The 14,393-nt window shown below is 69.0% G+C and carries 16 protein-coding genes and 1 tRNA gene; 9 read left to right on the top strand and 8 right to left on the bottom strand.

Features of this window, described 5'->3' with window-relative positions; translation table 11 throughout:
- Positions 1 to 85: 85 nt before the first annotated feature.
- From Q9G87_RS41885 to Q9G87_RS41875, 3 genes are all read right to left on the bottom strand, one after another.
- A complete protein-coding gene (locus Q9G87_RS41885; protein WP_305922159.1) occupies positions 86 to 961 on the bottom strand; it encodes a carbohydrate ABC transporter permease in 876 nt (291 codons plus the stop codon).
- Position 962: 1 nt separating this feature from the next.
- Positions 963 to 1,841, bottom strand: coding sequence for a carbohydrate ABC transporter permease (locus Q9G87_RS41880; protein ID WP_305922158.1), 879 nt, complete (start codon positions 1,839 to 1,841; stop codon positions 963 to 965).
- 77 nt (positions 1,842 to 1,918) lie between these two features.
- Positions 1,919 to 3,205, bottom strand: coding sequence for a sugar ABC transporter substrate-binding protein (locus Q9G87_RS41875; RefSeq protein WP_305922157.1), 1,287 nt, complete (start codon positions 3,203 to 3,205; stop codon positions 1,919 to 1,921).
- Positions 3,206 to 3,363: 158 nt separating this feature from the next.
- Here Q9G87_RS41875 and Q9G87_RS41870 point away from each other — a divergent pair, with 158 nt between their 5' ends.
- Positions 3,364 to 3,990, top strand: a complete 627-nt coding sequence (locus Q9G87_RS41870; protein ID WP_305922156.1) for a TetR/AcrR family transcriptional regulator — start codon at positions 3,364 to 3,366, stop codon at positions 3,988 to 3,990.
- A 661-nt stretch (positions 3,991 to 4,651) separates the two neighbouring features.
- Here Q9G87_RS41870 and Q9G87_RS41865 read toward each other — a convergent pair.
- A tRNA-Pro gene (locus tag Q9G87_RS41865) sits at positions 4,652 to 4,725 on the bottom strand.
- A 70-nt stretch (positions 4,726 to 4,795) separates the two neighbouring features.
- Here Q9G87_RS41865 and Q9G87_RS41860 point away from each other — a divergent pair.
- The 4 genes from Q9G87_RS41860 to Q9G87_RS41845 all read left to right on the top strand — a co-directional run bounded on the left by Q9G87_RS41860 (position 4,796) and on the right by Q9G87_RS41845 (position 6,845).
- On the top strand, positions 4,796 to 5,245 hold the full coding sequence (locus Q9G87_RS41860) for a helix-turn-helix domain-containing protein (RefSeq protein ID WP_305922155.1): 450 nt from the start codon (positions 4,796 to 4,798) through the stop codon (positions 5,243 to 5,245).
- Positions 5,246 to 5,333: 88 nt separating this feature from the next.
- Positions 5,334 to 5,885, top strand: coding sequence for a hypothetical protein (locus Q9G87_RS41855; RefSeq protein ID WP_305922154.1), 552 nt, complete (start codon positions 5,334 to 5,336; stop codon positions 5,883 to 5,885).
- Positions 5,886 to 5,891: 6 nt separating this feature from the next.
- Complete coding sequence (locus Q9G87_RS41850; protein WP_305922153.1) at positions 5,892 to 6,641, top strand: hypothetical protein; 750 nt, start codon at positions 5,892 to 5,894, stop codon at positions 6,639 to 6,641.
- A gap of 6 nt (positions 6,642 to 6,647) precedes the next feature.
- Positions 6,648 to 6,845: a hypothetical protein gene (locus Q9G87_RS41845; protein ID WP_305922152.1), complete on the top strand. Its 198-nt coding sequence runs from the start codon at positions 6,648 to 6,650 to the stop codon at positions 6,843 to 6,845.
- A gap of 93 nt (positions 6,846 to 6,938) precedes the next feature.
- Here the strand turns inward: Q9G87_RS41845 and Q9G87_RS41840 are convergent, their stop codons facing one another.
- Positions 6,939 to 7,352 (bottom strand): ATP-binding protein, encoded by a 414-nt coding sequence (locus tag Q9G87_RS41840; protein ID WP_305922151.1) that lies wholly within the window; start codon positions 7,350 to 7,352, stop codon positions 6,939 to 6,941.
- A 17-nt stretch (positions 7,353 to 7,369) separates the two neighbouring features.
- Complete coding sequence (locus Q9G87_RS41835; protein ID WP_305922150.1) at positions 7,370 to 8,140, bottom strand: SigB/SigF/SigG family RNA polymerase sigma factor; 771 nt, start codon at positions 8,138 to 8,140, stop codon at positions 7,370 to 7,372.
- A 175-nt stretch (positions 8,141 to 8,315) separates the two neighbouring features.
- Here Q9G87_RS41835 and Q9G87_RS41830 point away from each other — a divergent pair, with 175 nt between their 5' ends.
- Positions 8,316 to 8,672, top strand: coding sequence for an STAS domain-containing protein (locus Q9G87_RS41830; RefSeq protein WP_305922239.1), 357 nt, complete (start codon positions 8,316 to 8,318; stop codon positions 8,670 to 8,672).
- Positions 8,673 to 8,696: 24 nt separating this feature from the next.
- Here Q9G87_RS41830 and Q9G87_RS41825 read toward each other — a convergent pair whose 3' ends face one another.
- Complete coding sequence (locus Q9G87_RS41825; RefSeq protein WP_305922149.1) at positions 8,697 to 9,413, bottom strand: ANTAR domain-containing protein; 717 nt, start codon at positions 9,411 to 9,413, stop codon at positions 8,697 to 8,699.
- A 65-nt stretch (positions 9,414 to 9,478) separates the two neighbouring features.
- Between Q9G87_RS41825 and Q9G87_RS41820 the strand changes: the two genes are divergently transcribed.
- The 3 genes from Q9G87_RS41820 (at position 9,479) to Q9G87_RS41810 (ending at position 13,336) form a co-directional block, all read left to right on the top strand.
- The gene (locus tag Q9G87_RS41820; protein ID WP_305922238.1) at positions 9,479 to 11,305 is read left to right on the top strand and encodes a SpoIIE family protein phosphatase; all 1,827 of its coding nucleotides are present in this window, start codon (positions 9,479 to 9,481) and stop codon (positions 11,303 to 11,305) included.
- A 109-nt stretch (positions 11,306 to 11,414) separates the two neighbouring features.
- Positions 11,415 to 12,518 (top strand): glycosyltransferase, encoded by a 1,104-nt coding sequence (locus tag Q9G87_RS41815; protein ID WP_305922148.1) that lies wholly within the window; start codon positions 11,415 to 11,417, stop codon positions 12,516 to 12,518.
- 104 nt (positions 12,519 to 12,622) lie between these two features.
- Positions 12,623 to 13,336: a glycoside hydrolase family 16 protein gene (locus tag Q9G87_RS41810; RefSeq protein WP_305922147.1), complete on the top strand. Its 714-nt coding sequence runs from the start codon at positions 12,623 to 12,625 to the stop codon at positions 13,334 to 13,336.
- On the opposite strand, the gene Q9G87_RS41805 is transcribed toward Q9G87_RS41810, so the two are convergent.
- Positions 13,321 to 14,388 (bottom strand): PucR family transcriptional regulator, encoded by a 1,068-nt coding sequence (locus Q9G87_RS41805; protein ID WP_305922146.1) that lies wholly within the window; start codon positions 14,386 to 14,388, stop codon positions 13,321 to 13,323. The genes Q9G87_RS41810 and Q9G87_RS41805 overlap by 16 nt on opposite strands.
- Between the last annotated feature and the right edge of the window lie 5 nt (positions 14,389 to 14,393).

Raw genomic sequence — 14,393 nt, 5'->3', positions numbered from 1 at the left:
CGAGTCGTCGGTGGGTGTCGAGCAGCGGTGGGAGATCGGTCGAGCAAATGGACGTTTGGCCGCTCGCTGTGACGGGTGTTCCGTCCTATTTGAGGCCGGTGTTGGCGATGCCCTGGATGAACTGTTTCTGGAGGAACAGAAAGAGCAGCACGATCGGGGTGACGACGGTGACCGCGCCGGCGAGCAGCAGACCGTAGTTGGTGCCGTTGGCGCCCACCGAGAACAGGGCGAGCGCGACCGGCAGCGTGTAGTGATCCTCGGTCTGCGCGATCACCAGCGGCCACAGGAAGTTGTTCCACTGCCCGAGGAAGGTCAGGATCGCCAGCGTCGCCAGAGGAGGCCGGCAGAGTGGGACGATGACCCTGAGAAAGATGCGTGTTTCGCGGGCGCCGTCAAGGCGGGCCGCTTCGACGAGAGAATCCGGAATGTCCTGGATGAACTGGCGCATGAGAAACACGCCGAGCGGTGTCACGAGGAAGGGCAGAATCAACCCGAGATAGGAGTTGCTCAGTCCCATGTTGCTGACCAGGACGAAGAGCGGCACGAAAGTGGTGACGCCGGGGACGATCAGCATCGTGAGGACCAGGCCGAACAGGAGGCGCTTCCCGGCGAAGTCCATTTTCGCGAAGGCGTACCCCGCCATGGAACAGAAGAGCAGATTTCCCGCGACACATGTCACGGCGACCAACGTGCTGTTGAAGAAGTACACCGCGAAGTTCTGCTTCGACAGCAACTGCTCGAAGTTGCCGAGCGTCGGAGAACGGGGCAGCCAGACGCTGGGATGCGCGACGATTTCCCCTGTCGGTTTGACCGACCCCAGGAACATCCACGCGAACGGTGCCAGCGTCGCGAGGAGGCCCAACGTGAGGGCGCCGTAAAGCATGATGCGGGCGGGCCGGATGGGCCGGCGTGCGCTGAGGCCGGACGCGGCCGCAGCGGTGCTCGCGGTCGTGGTGGTCATGTCATGCCTTCGCTCGGAAGATACGGAACTGAAGGAGGCTGAGCAGCGCGATCGCAGCCACGAGCACGTACGAGGCGGCGGAAGCCATACCGTAATTACCGAAGCCGAATTGCTCGTAGGCGTAGTAACTGATCGATGTGGTGCTGTCCAGCGGGCCACCACTCGTCATCACGAACGGCTCCTCGAAGAACTGCAGGTAACCGATGCTCAGCAGCACGGCGACCACCAGCGTGGTCGGCCTGAGCAGCGGCAGGGTGATACTGCGGAAGGCGCGCCGGCGGGTGGCGCCGTCAACGCGAGCCGCCTCGAGCAGGTCCTCGGGGATGGACTGCAGTCCGGCCAGGAAGATCACCATAGGGATGCCGAAGTGGCGCCAGACCGCCATCAGGATGAGCGCGGGCATGGACCAGTTCGGGTCGTTCAACCAGTCCGGCCCGTGGATTCCCACGACGGCAAGGACGGAGTTGATCATTCCATCCGGCTCGTAGAGGTACCTCCACACCACCGCTATCGCCACGATGCTGGTCACCACGGGCGCGAAGTAGGCGACCCGGAAGAATCCCTTCGCGCGCTGGATCCCGGAATTGAGCGCGACGGCGAGGGCCAGGGCGATGATCATCGTCAGCGGGATTCCCACGGCGACGAAGTAGAACGTGTTGAGAGCCGCCCGCAGGAAGGTCGGATCCCCGAAGAGCTCGGTGTAGTGCGCAAGGCCCACGAAGTCGACGCTGAAGGGGGTCCGTATGTCCCGGGCCGTGATGTCCGTGACGCTCATCGACAGCGAGGAGAGGACCGGCCATACACCGAAGGTGGCGAACAGCGCGACGAAGGGTGCGCAGAAGGCCCAGGCGATCAATGTGCGCCGGGCACGTTCTGACACGGCCCCCGGTGGCCCCGTCCGCCGTGGGCCGGCAGCCGGGCTCGGTGCGGATTTCACGGAGACGAGAGAGGTCATCCCTACGCTCCGGTTCCGATCGCCGACGCCTTTTTCTGGATCTCCCGCAGAGCCGCTTGCGGTGAGGAGACGCCCTTGGCGACCTTTTCGAACTCGGCATCCAGGACCGCGGTGACCTGCCGCCATGTCGTGGTGTTCGGTCCAGGCTGTGCCGTCGTCAGCTGGGTACGGAACACGGCCAGAGTCGCGTCGGTCGCGAGCTTCCCCTCGTTCCAGGCCGACTCGATGGCGGGCAGGTCTCCGGACAGGTCGTACCAGGTCCTCTGGACGTCAGGACTGGCCATCCACCGGATGAACTTCCACGCGCCCTCGCGGTTCTTGGCGTCCTTGAACACCGCCCACTGTCCGCCGCCGATGTAGGCGGCGTTGGACTTCGGTCCCGACGGGAGCGGCGCGATGCCCACCTTGTCGTCGACGAAGGATGCCCCGCCGGCGGACTTCAGCAGGTTCACCTCCCAGGGGCCGGAGATGAGCGCGGCAGTGGACCCGGCGACGAACTGCGGCTCGATCTCTCCCAGGCTCACCGGGCCGTTCGGGCTGGAGATCTTCGACGCGATGAACGACCGGTAGAACTCCAGTCCCTTGAGCGCCTCCGGCGTGTCGAAGGTGAACGTGGTCCCGTCCTCGTTCATGACCTGGGCTCCCGCCTGCCACATGAACGGCACAACGCCCTGCCAGGTCCCCGTGGCGCCGGTGGGCAGGGACAGCCCCCACTTGGCCCCTTGCTTCTGCAGGGCCTTGAGGAACGGGCCGTACTCGTCCCAGGTCTTGGGTGCGGAGACTCCGGCGGCTTGGGCCATGTCCTTGCGGTAGAACAGGGAGCGGGTTTCCACGTACCAGGGGACGCCGTACTCGGCTCCCTCGAAGGTGGTGCTCTGGACGGCGCCGCGATAGAAGACGTTGAAGTCAACGAGGTCGGACGGAACCTTGTCCAGCCCGCCCGTGGACGCGAACGCCGCGAGGTCCACCGCACCCACCATGGTGGCGTCCGGAGTGTCTCCTGAGGCGATCGCCGTCTGCACCTTCTTGGCATAGTCCTGCCAGGGAACCGCTGTCACCTGCACCTTCACGCCGGGGTTCGCCTGGCTGAACTGGGCGGCCAGCTTGGGCAGAAGCTCGCCCTCCGTTCCCATCGCCCACACGGTGATGGTGCCGCCGGCGGGTTTGGTGTCAATGGGGGCGCCCGCCGCGGCCTGCGTCGGCCGGGCTTCTGACCGGCCGCAGCCGGTCAGAAGCAGTGCGACGGCCAGTCCGCCGACGAGTGTCTTCGCAACAGTTGGGGTGAACATCGATGTCCCGTTCCTCTCCACCCGAGGGAAGCGTCACCGCTTCTTCCGTACGTCGTGGTGTGGGTGAGCGAGACGCTACCTCAAAAACCGAACAGTTGCTACATTTTCTTTGCCGTGAATTCACCGGCGTAACCGCAAGGACCCATAGGGTTGGTGCCATGACCGATGAGACGGCGAGTCGACCAGGCGCTCGGCGGGGCCCCTACGCCAAGAGCGCGCGCCGCCAAGCCGAGATCGTCGCCTCCGCGACATCTGTCTTCTCGGCACGCGGTTACCGAGGCGGGTCGCTGCGGGAGATCGCGAAGCAGCTCGACCTCAGCCTGACCAGCGTCGTCCATCACTTCCCCAGCAAGAGCGCGCTGCTCGTGGCCGTCCTCGAGAACGCCGACTCCGCGCACGCCGACTCCTTCGAAGCGGACAGCCAGAAGAAGGGTGTGGCGTATGCCGTGCTGCAGTACGTCCGCCGGAACCTCGAACGGCCCGAGATGCTGAGGCTGCTTGCCCTCATGGCCGCAGAGTCGTCGGCTCCGGACCATCCGGCGCATGAGTGGTTCCGCAACAGATACGAGAGGACGATCGGCCTACTCGCGATCGCCGTTCGCCGGGACCAGGACGAGGGCCGTATCTCCAACGCCAGGGACCCCAGGGGCATCGCCGAGTCTCTCGTGGCCCTATGGGACGGGCTCCAGCTCCAGTGGCTCATCGACCCGCATCGCGACCTCGTCGCGGCGATGACGGCCGCGTTGAAGGACCTGCTGGTGCCACACGCCCCCCTCGGCACGTAGACACCTGGTCCGTCCCGACGTGGAACCAAGCCGTGGCACAGCTGGGCTGTGGCGGGCGTTGCTGGTGCACCGAGAGGGCCGACAGCTCACCGGCCTGGTGCACGCCGCCGCGTACCGGATCCGGCGGTGGCGGCGATCCACCCCGGCGAACTCCTGCGCCACAACCCGTGACGCTACGCGTATTTTAGATCACTTGCAGTCAGTACGCGTAACTTGAGATCCGCTCACGAGAAAGGGTGCGGGCCGCTCATCGCTTAGTAGTCGACTGCGTAAGTCTCTCGGGGTTATGCGGCAGACTCGAGACGGCAGGCTGATGGTCGCAGTCATCGTGCTGCTGGAGGTTGTGCTCCTTCTGTTCGTACCGCTCGATCCGGGCCAGTAGGTCCTCGAGGTCGGCAGGGGTGAACTTCCATCGGAAGGGCCGGGCGGTCTCGTTGTAACGTCGCTCGAAGGCGATAAGCCGCTCTTGATGTCGGCGCCTTAGTAGTGCCCGGGTAAGATGCGCAGGTCGAGGGTCGAGTTTCCACGCCCATCTTGACCTGCGGTCAAGGAGAGGTACCGCACCGCATCCCGTTACAGATGCAAGAAGATTTGGTCCCCAAAACCAATGAGGCCGTGCCCGATCTTCTCGGACACGGCCTGTGACCTGCGATTTCGCAAGTCGGGACGACAGGATTTGAACCTGCGACCCCTTGACCCCCAGTCAAGTGCGCTACCAAGCTGCGCTACGTCCCGGTTGTGTCGGTTGCTCCCTGTGGAGCGCGACGTCATAACCTTAGCGCACATCGGAGGTGTACGCGCACACGTGAAGCGGGAGCGGAGGTGGCCGGTGGGGCGTAAGCCGAGCATCGATCGGAGGGAGCTGGCCGAGCTGGTCGCCCAGGGTATGAGCGTGCAGGAGCTGGCCGCCCACTTCGGGGTCAGCGAGTCCGGGGTGTTGCAGGCGAAGCGGGCTGCCGGGCTGGCCAAGCCGATGATGGACCACAGTGACGCGGTGCCGTGGAAGCTCGCCCGGGCGCATGCCCAGTCGGGGCCCGCGACCAATCTGCGTAACCTGTCGGCGGCCGCGCAGGGGAAGCCGCCGGCGGCCGAGCGGTTGAACACCGCGCTGCGGTGGGCGCAGCGGCTCGTCGATGCCGGGCTGGATGTCTGGTACGACGCCGATGAGGGGTTCTGCGAGGTCTCCGCTCCCCCATCAGGCTCACATGTCGCAGCCGTGCTCGCGGCGGCGAGAAAAGGGCTCGAAGGCCGCTGAGCACGCCCTGGCCGGTATGGCCGGGTGAGTTTCACATGCCTGTTCGAGGGCAGTCGCGGTCTCAACATAGAGACCGGAGGCGAACATCATGACCACCTATGTCTGGGTGGCCGTCGTCGTGGTCGCGGTGGTGGCGGTCGCCGCAGTCGTGTACGTGATGCTTCAGCGGCAGCAGCGCCGTAACCATCTCCGCGAACGTTTCGGCCCGGAGTACGAACGCACGGTCGCCGAGCGTGAGAACCGGCGGGAAGCCGAGCAGGAGCTGCTCGCCCGCGAGCAGCGTCACGCCGAGCTCGACATCCGGCCACTCCCCGCGGAGGCCCGCGACACCTATGCCAACCGGTGGACCGAGGTGCAGGAGCGCTTCGTGGACGCGCCGGGGTTCGCGGTGACCGAGGCGGATCAGCTGGTCACGGCGGTCATGGCGGAACGGGGCTACCCGACGGAGGACTTCGAGCAGCGGCTGTCCGACCTGTCGGTGGGGCACGCGGCGACTCTCGATCACTACAGGACGGCTCACGAGATCAGCGGGCGGGCGGCCAGAAAGGAGGCCTCCACGGAGGAGCTCCGGCAGGCCATGGTGCACTACCGCGCGCTGTTCGAGGAGCTGCTGGAGGGAACCACCCGAGGAGGACGGTGACACGATATGAGCAGCGACGAGCTGAAAGTGCCGTCGCAACGCGCCGAGGAGCACGCTGATCAGAACGCCGATGAGCGACCTGATGAGCGTGCTGATGTGACGGAAGCGCGTTCCCAGAGCGATCAGCCCGGCGGCGATCGCGCCGATGAGGAGGAGCTCGCTCCGAGCGAGCAAGCCACCACACCCGTTCCCGGGCAGGTGGACGATGAGAACGACGACGAGCAGAGGGCCCAGAGCCCCCGGACCGACGACAAATATGCGGCGGCCGTCCCCGGCGCCGTCGCGACTCCCGTTCCCGGAGACGAAGACGTCCCCTATCGAGATCCGTACGCCAGGACCGGCGGTGACATGCTGTCCGAGCCGGAGCCGGAGCCGGAGCCGGTGACCGGGCCCGATGCGGCCCATGCCCCGGAGCACGCCGCTCCCGAGGACGTCGTCCTGTTCGATCAGGATCCCGCCGAGGTGCAGGCCCGCTGGCGCGACCTGCAGGCGTCCTTCGTGGACGATCCCGGGGATGCCGTGCAACGCGCCGACGGCCTGGTGGGCGAGGTGGTGGAGTCGCTCACCAGCAGCCTCACCAACCGTACGAACGCCTTGCGCGACCGCTGGAAGGACACTGCGTCCTCCGACACCGAGCAGCTGCGCCTGGCGCTGCGCGACTACAGGAACGTCCTGGAACGCCTGCTGGCCTTGTCCGGAACGCAGGGCACGCAGCCGGACCAGGCGTCAGGCCCCCAGAGCGAGGGATCGAGGTGACATGACATGCTCGCGATAGTTGCAGCGATCATCTTCGGGCTGGGCTTCCTGCTCGACCTGGTCGGCGTGCGGATTCCCGGAGGGTTCTCGGGGATGACGTTCGCTTTGCTGGGGTTGTGCCTGCTGGCCCTGCATCAGGCAGGGGTCGGCAAGGCCGGCTTCCGCACCGGATACAGCAACTGGCGTGGCCGAGCCCGCCGCTGACAGCACGTGGCGGGTCCAGCCCGCCACTGCCAGCACCAACGTCCGCCGCCGGTGAGCGCCGGCGGCGGACGCGTGTTCAGGTGGTGGACGCGTTCAGTCCTTGCCCGGGAAGCGCATGATCACCGTGCTGCCGCCGTTGCCCACGCGCAGCGTCAGGTCGGATGACAGCAGGCGGGCCACCCACAGGCCCATGCCGCCCACGGCGCCCGGCGTCGGCCCCGGTTTCCACGAGCCCTCGTCGTGCACCTCGACGACCAGGTTCCCGCGCGCCGTCCAGGTGCGCAGGGTGGCGTGATCGGCCCCGTGGGTGACGGCGTTGGTCGCGACCTCGTTGACGGCGATGACGAAGTCGCCGACGGCCTCCTCGGCCATGCCGGCGTCACGGGCCTCGTCCTCAGCGAACTGCCGGACCCGTGGCAGATCCGGCAGTCGGAAACGGAGCCGTCTCACGGGCGCGCCGGGTGGCGGGCTCGTGTAGCCCGACGGAGGCTCTGTGCCCTCGTTCACCCGGCGAAACCTTCTTCTCAGCCGACCAGCTCGGTGCGCAGCTGGTCGAGAACCTTGCGGAGGATGCGCGAGACGTGCATCTGGGAGATCCCGAACTCGGCCGCGATCTCGGCCTGCGTCATGTTGCCGAAGAACCGCAGCAACAGGATGTGCTTCTCGCGCGAGGGAAGCGCGTCGATGAGGGGCTTGACGGCCTCCCTGTCGACCATCGTGCTCAACGTGTCGTCGTCCTCGGGGATGACGTCGCCGAGGGAGGCGGCGTCGTCGTCGGTGCCGAGCGGCGCGTCGAGCGACAGCGTGCTGTAGGCGGCGGAGGCGTCGAGCGTCAGCAGGACATCCTCCTCGGTGATGTTCATCTTGGCGGCCAGCTCGGCCACGGTCGGCGACCTGCCGAGGTCCTGGCTGAGGTCGGCGACGAGCCTGTTGAGCTCCGAGCGCCGCTCCTGGTAGAGGCGGGGGACCCGGATGGCCCAGGTGCGGTCGCGGAAGTGACGCTTGACCTCGCCGGTCATCGTGACGACCGCGTAGCCCCTGAAGGCGTGCCCGAGGCTGGGGTCGAAGCCGTTGACGGCCTTCATCAGGCCAACATACGCGGCTTGGAGGAGATCTTCCAAAGGTTCGCCCCGATACCGGTATCGCCTGGCGATCTCCATGGCGAGCGGCCGGTGCATCTCGACGATGCGCTCACGCAGCCGCTCCTTGTGGCTGTCTGGTGTCTCGTCCCTGGCCATCTCGGCCAGGAGCTCTTCTGCTGTCATCTCCTCGAGGACGTATTCCTGCACAGCCATCGCTGCTCCTCATATGGACGCAGGCGGCCTCTGCCGAGCAGAAAGAGCCCATGCAGAGGCGCGCCTCGCTCTACTCTCGAGACGAAAGCCCGCTGCTGGACTTCGGATCCAGTGTCCCCCGTGTCGTCAGAAGTATTCCTCCCTCGTGCGGTGACAGTAGGGTTGCTGCGTGACAATGCCGGAGAACGGCGACGGGCCTGCGGCGGCCCTGAGCCTGACGTCGTCGACCGTCGATGGGATCACCGTGATCCGAGTCGACGGCGTGCTCGACGCGACGACGCGCGAGCAGTTCGCCGATTACCTGTCGATGGCGGGTTCCAACGTGATCCTCGATCTGGCGGGGGTGACGTTCATGGACTCACGCGCCCTCGGCCTGATCGTGCACCATTGGCAGACGAGCCTGGCGTCGGGCGCGCGGTTCGCGCTGATCGGAGTGGAATACTCCAAGTCCAAGGTGATGTGGATCACCGGGCTGGCTCAGCGGCTGCCGCTCTACGACACGCTCGACGACGCTCTGGCCGCCATTGGATAGCTGAGGCCGGCCGGACGGCCGAGGTCAGCGGCGCGACTTGCGCTGGTGCTCGTCCACCAGGAGCCTGGCCAGGTCGGCCACCTTGACCTGGTGGTGCTGGGAGATCCTGCGCAGCTCCTCGAACGCGGCCTCGGCCGTGCATCCGCTGGTCTGCATGATGATGCCCTTGGCCTGGTCGATGACGGACCGCCCGGCGAGGGCGGCCTGCAACTGGGCGGCATCCGTACGCACCTCGTCGAACTCCGACATGTTGGCCATGGCCACACCAAGCTGCTCGGTCAGCATGTCGGTGAGCGAGTGGGCGCCCTGTGCGGAGAACGCGCCCGGGCGTACGGAGTAAAGGCCCACGACCAGTTCGGCGGGCGCCACGTCGATGGGCACGACCAGCGCCGAGCGCACGCCCCATCGGGTGGCCAGCGCGTCGTAGCGCGGCCACCGGCTGTCGGTCAGCACGTCCGTCACGGAGGCGCGGGCCCCGATCTTCCTGGCCTCGATGGACGGGCCCTCGCCCAGCTCGCGCTCGCCCTCGACGAGCATGATCAGCTCGCTGTGCGAGCCGGAGACCAGGACCCGTTGGTCGCGCCAGTGCTCGGCGGAGGCCCCCGAGCAGCCCGGTACGCCGGCCGCCAGGGCCGTGGTGAGCCCGCGCAGCACGCTCTCCGTCGACGTGTCCTCGCTCAGCCGGCCCAGCGTGGCCAGATCGCGGGCGAGGCCGGGAGTGATCATCGCGGTTGATTCCATAGCGATAAGGCTCTACCCCCATATAGCAGTCAATATCCCGAGTGGCGTAGCGTCAGAGGGTGAGCATGCCGGACCTCGAACACGCGCTGGACGCGCTGGCCGGGCGCGTCTCGTCGCTGCGTGAAGCGAGGACCGCCTACCCCGCCGACCAGGCGCAAACCCTAGACGCCGCGCTCGCCGAGCTCGACACGGCCGTCGAGCTGCTGGCCGAGGCCCGCGAGCAGCTACGCAAGGGCGCCAAGCGGAGCGGGGGCAAGAAGGACGGCGCGCAGCGGGAGCTGAAACTGCTGCGTCAGGTGTTCCGGGCGTTCCCGGTGCCGGTGATCGTGCTGGACGGCGGCGGCGTGGTCAGGAGGATCAACCCGGAGACCTCGCGGATGCTCGGCAGCCCCGATGGTTACTTGGTGGGGCGCTCGTTCCCCCTGCTCGTGGACGTGTCGCGGCGGGCGGCGTTCCGCTCGCATCTGACGTCGGTGCTGCAGACCGGGCAGCCGTCGGCGTTCGAGACCCGGCTGGCGCACCAGGGGCGCACCCACACGGTGCAGGTGGCGCTGACCCGGCTGACCATGCCGGGCGAGCCGCAGCAGATGGTGGCGGCCGTGGCGCTGCCGACCGAGGTGCAGCTGCCCGAGCCGGGCGCGCGGCGGCCCGAGCAGTCCGACGGGGCGTTGCTGATCGCCGCGGCCAAGCGGCAGGACCTGCTGGTCAAGATGGGCAAGCTGCTGCTCGACGAGCAGGCGCTGCTGCGGCCTGTCGCGATGGCGCGGGCGACCCGGCTGCTGTCGGCCGAGTGGGCGGACTGGGTGGTCGCGGATCTCGTGCGTGGCGGGCTGCCGCGCCGCTCCGTCGTGATGGGGCCCAAGGATCATCCGGTCGGCGAGCTCGTACGCCAGGTCGAGGCGGCCGATCCGGCCGCCAGCCAGGTGGTGCTGCAGGTGCTGGAGCGGGGCTCCGGCGTCGTGCAGGAGATGGTGGACGACGAGACCTTGCTGGGCTTCTGCGCCGAGGGGCCGGTGCTGACGGCGATGGGCGCTGGCTCGATGGTGTGCGTGCCGATCGGGGCCGGCGACGGGGCGCTGACGCTGGTGCGCACGCACGACAGGCCGCCGTTCACGCTGGCGGATCTGGCCGTGATGCAGGAGGTGGGGCTGCAGCTGGGGCTGGCGGTCCGCGCGCAGAGCAGTTACCAGAGCCGTTCGAGCGCGGCGGATGCCCTGTCGGCGAGCGTCGCGCCGCGTAACCTGCCCGACGTGCCCGGCTACGAGGCGGCGGCCGTCTACCACCCGGGCTCATCGGTGGGCGCGGAGTTCTACGACGTCTTCCCGGTCTCCAAAGGGTGGGCGTTCGCGCTGGGCGGCGCGGCCGGCAAGGGCGAGGAGGCGGCGTCGGTCAGCGCCATGGTGCGCGGCGGCCTGCGGGTGCTGAGCGCCTGGGAGTCCGATCCCGACCTGGTGATGCGCAAGGTCAACGAGGCCCTGGTCGCGCAGGGCACCGGCATGTTCGTGATGGCGGTGGCGGGGTTCGTACGGGGCCGCGAGATCCGGCTGTCGTCGGCCGGGCACCATCCCGCGGTGCTGCTGCAGCCCGACGGCGGCGTGCGGTACGCGGCGGGCGGCGGCGTGCCGCTGGGCATCGCGCCCGAGGCGGAGACCGGGGCGGAGACGCTGACGGTCTGCTCGGGCGAGACGCTGGTGCTGTACTCGGAAGGGCTGATCTCCTCCAGGAACGAGCGGGGCGAGCCGTACGGCGAGGAGCGTCTGGCCGACGTGCTCGGCCGGTGCGCGGGTCAGGCGCCGTCCACCGTGGTCAAGGCGGTGGAGTCGGACCGGAACGCCTTCTCCAGCGGCCAGGTGTGGGATGAGATCGTGGTGCTCGCCCTACGGGGTGTCTGATCTGTAGGGGTTTGCGAGCGCAGTAAACCTGGGTATCGTCGTAGACGTAGACGCATGTGCCTAAGACGCAGGCACACCTTAAACGCTTTCCACGCTGCTGAGGTGTGCCATGAATATTGCGATCGTCGCATCCGCCGGGGGAAACCAGCGCCATCGCCTCCTCGCCGTCGCACGCGAGCTGGGGCGCGAGCACCACGTCACGATCTACTCCCGCCGTGACAGCGCCGAGGGCAAGCCCAGGACGCGGGTGGCCCCGGGGGTCACGCTGGAGCAGCTCGAGGTGGGCCCGCCCAAGGATCTGCCCGCCGACGACGTGCTGCCGTACCTCCACGACCTCGGCGAGCACCTGATGCGGCGGTGGAGCCAGGACCGGCCGGACGTGATCCACGCCCACAGCTGGACCTGGGGCCTGGCCTCCGTGGCCGGCGCCAAGGGGTTGTCGGTGCCGGTCACGCAGACGTTCCACACCGTCGACGCGCTGCACAAGGACGTGGAAAGGGCGCTGGGCCGCAGGGCCAACGCGGTCATCGCGGGCTCGGGCGACGAGGAGTCGGCGCTGATCCGGCTCGGCGTACCACGCGGCAACATCGCGATCGTCCCCTACGGCGTCGACACCGAGCGTTTCCAGCGACGCGGCCCGGTGGCCACGCGCGGCTCGCGCAAGCGGCTCCTGCACGTCGGCCCGCTCACGCCGGACCGCGGCGCGTACACCGTCGTGCGGGCGCTGCAGGGGCTCTCCGACGTGGAGCTGGTCATCGCGGGCGGACCCGAGCCCGATGACCTCGACGACGACAGGGACGTGCGCCGCCTGCGCGCCCTGGCCGAGCAGCTCGGCGTCGACGACCGGGTGACGCTGCTGGGCCAGGTCAAGCGGCCGGCGGTGGCGAAGCTGATGCGCAGCGCGGACGCCGTGGTGTCGGTGCCGCGCGAGGCCGTCACGGGGATCGTCGCGCTTGAGGCCATGGCCTGCGGCGTGCCGGTGATCGCCTCGGCCGTCGGGGCGCACCTGGACTCGGTCATCGACGGCGTCACCGGCCTGCTGGTGCCGCCCGACCGGCCGGCGCGTACCGCGCGGCTGGCCCGCGAGCTGCTGTGGGACCCGACCCTGCGGACCGCGCTCGGGTACGCGGGCGCCGACCGGGCCCGCTCGCGTTACTCCTGGGAGCGGGTGAGCCAGGAACTGGTACGCGTCTACGAGCACGCCTGCGCCTGACCTGCGAAACGGCTCCGGCTCTGCCGGGGCCTTTTCCGTGGCCGGGAACGGGCGGCGGCGGACGGGGCTGTTACCAGAGTGAAAACTTTGCTTCTATGGGGCGCATGCTCAGACGCAGTTCGATCCTGGCGGCGACGGCGCTCCTGAGCGTCGCCGCGCTCCCCCAGACCGCGCAGGCGCAGACGTGGGGCGCGCCCGTCCTCGTCGAGAACTTCACCGGCTCCTCGATCAACTCGAACAGGTGGATGATCTACCACTCCCCCACCGCCGAGCGAAACCCCCGGACGGGGCGGGCGGCCACGGTCGCGAACGGCGTGCTGCGCCTCAAGGGCGGCATGTACGGCGGCAAGGACCTGTCGGGCGGCGTGGCCACCCGGCACGCGCAGCAGTACGGCCGGTGGGAGGTCAGGTTCCGGGCCGAGGCGGGCGCCGGTTACACCCCGGTGGCGCTGCTGTGGCCGACGGCGCAGGGCCAGGGCGGCGGCTACGCCGAGGTCAACTTCGCCGAGATCGTGGACCCGAAACGGCAGGGCGGCGGCATCTTCGTGCACGGCGGTCAGGGCCGGGCCCAGCGGCAGTTGCGTGCCGACTTCACCCGCTGGCACACGGCGGCCGTGGACTGGCTGCCGGGGCGGCTGACGTTCTGGCTGGACGGCAGGAAGGTGTGGGACTACCGCGGCGCGTACGTGCCCGGCGGCGGCCGGATGGCCCTGGCGCTGCAGAACGACGTGGTGTGCGAGCCGCGCTGCCGCGACGCCTCGACCCCGGCCACCGTGTCGATGTACGTCGACTGGGTGAAGGTCTACAAGGCGTCCTGACCGAGCAGCCGGGTGGCCTTGAGCGCCAGGTGCACGGCCAGGCGGTCGTCGCCTTCCGACAGGTCGCGGTGGGTGAGGCGCTCGGCCTTGCCCAGCCGGTAGTAGAGCGTCTGCCGGTGGATGCCGAGCTCGGCGGCCGCCTTCTGGGCGTGGCCGCCGAGGTCGAGGTAGACCTCCACGGTCTGGGCCAGCTCCGCGTCCAGCGCGGCGGTCTCGGCGGCCAGCTCACGCAGGTCGGGCCGGCCGAGGCGGGCCAGGAGGCGGTGCACGCCCAGGTCCTCCCAGCGGGCGACGGGCGCGTGCCGGGGGAAGTGCTCGGCGATGCGCAGCGCCTGGCGGGCCTCGCGCCAGCTCAGCCAGGCGTCGCCCGGATCGCTCCGGGGCGCGCCGAGGCCGGCCGCGGTGCCGTACGCGCTCTGCACAGTCTGCGCCACCTCGCCGGCCAGGTGGGCGGGGGCGAGCAGGGCGACCGGTGAGCCGGGGCGGGCCAGGACGCCGCGCGGAAGCGTCCAGAGGGCGGCGAGGCGTTCCTGCGACTCCCGTACGGCGATGGCCGTGACCGGCCCGGGCACCTCGATGGACACGCCGGCGCGTTCCTCGGGGTCGGGCGAGAACAGCGCGAGCAGGCCGCGGCCGAGGTCGCGGCGGCTCCTGGCCTCCTGGGCGAGCGCGGCGGCGGCCCTGGCCACGAGCGGCGCGGCCGAGCGCAGCCGCTCGCCGGTGAGCGCGCCCGAGTCGAGCAGCCACAGGTAGCCGTAGACGACGTCGCCGTGCCGCAGCGGCCAGCACACCCTGGCCAGGACCTTGAGGTCGGCGTCGCCGGGGATTCTGACCGGGCCTTCGGCCTTGGCGATGCCGTAGCGTTCGAAGTAGTCGCGCACCTCGCCGGTGGCGCGCCTGCGCAGGATGGACTCCTGGCGGACCGTGTCGATGTCGCCGTGCTGAGCGCCGTAGGCCAGCAGCCGGAACGTGCGGTCCTCCAGCGTCGCGGACGCCCCCAGCCGGGCGGCGATCTCGTCGACGAGCTCTTGTAGGTCGGCCGAATTGTGCATTTGTA

Origin of the sequence: Nonomuraea turcica (assembly GCF_030718205.1) — a bacterium.
Lineage (GTDB): Bacteria > Actinomycetota > Actinomycetes > Streptosporangiales > Streptosporangiaceae > Nonomuraea.
The sequence above is the reverse complement of the archived record's forward strand: the minus strand, read 5'-3'. Positions and strand labels throughout refer to the sequence as shown.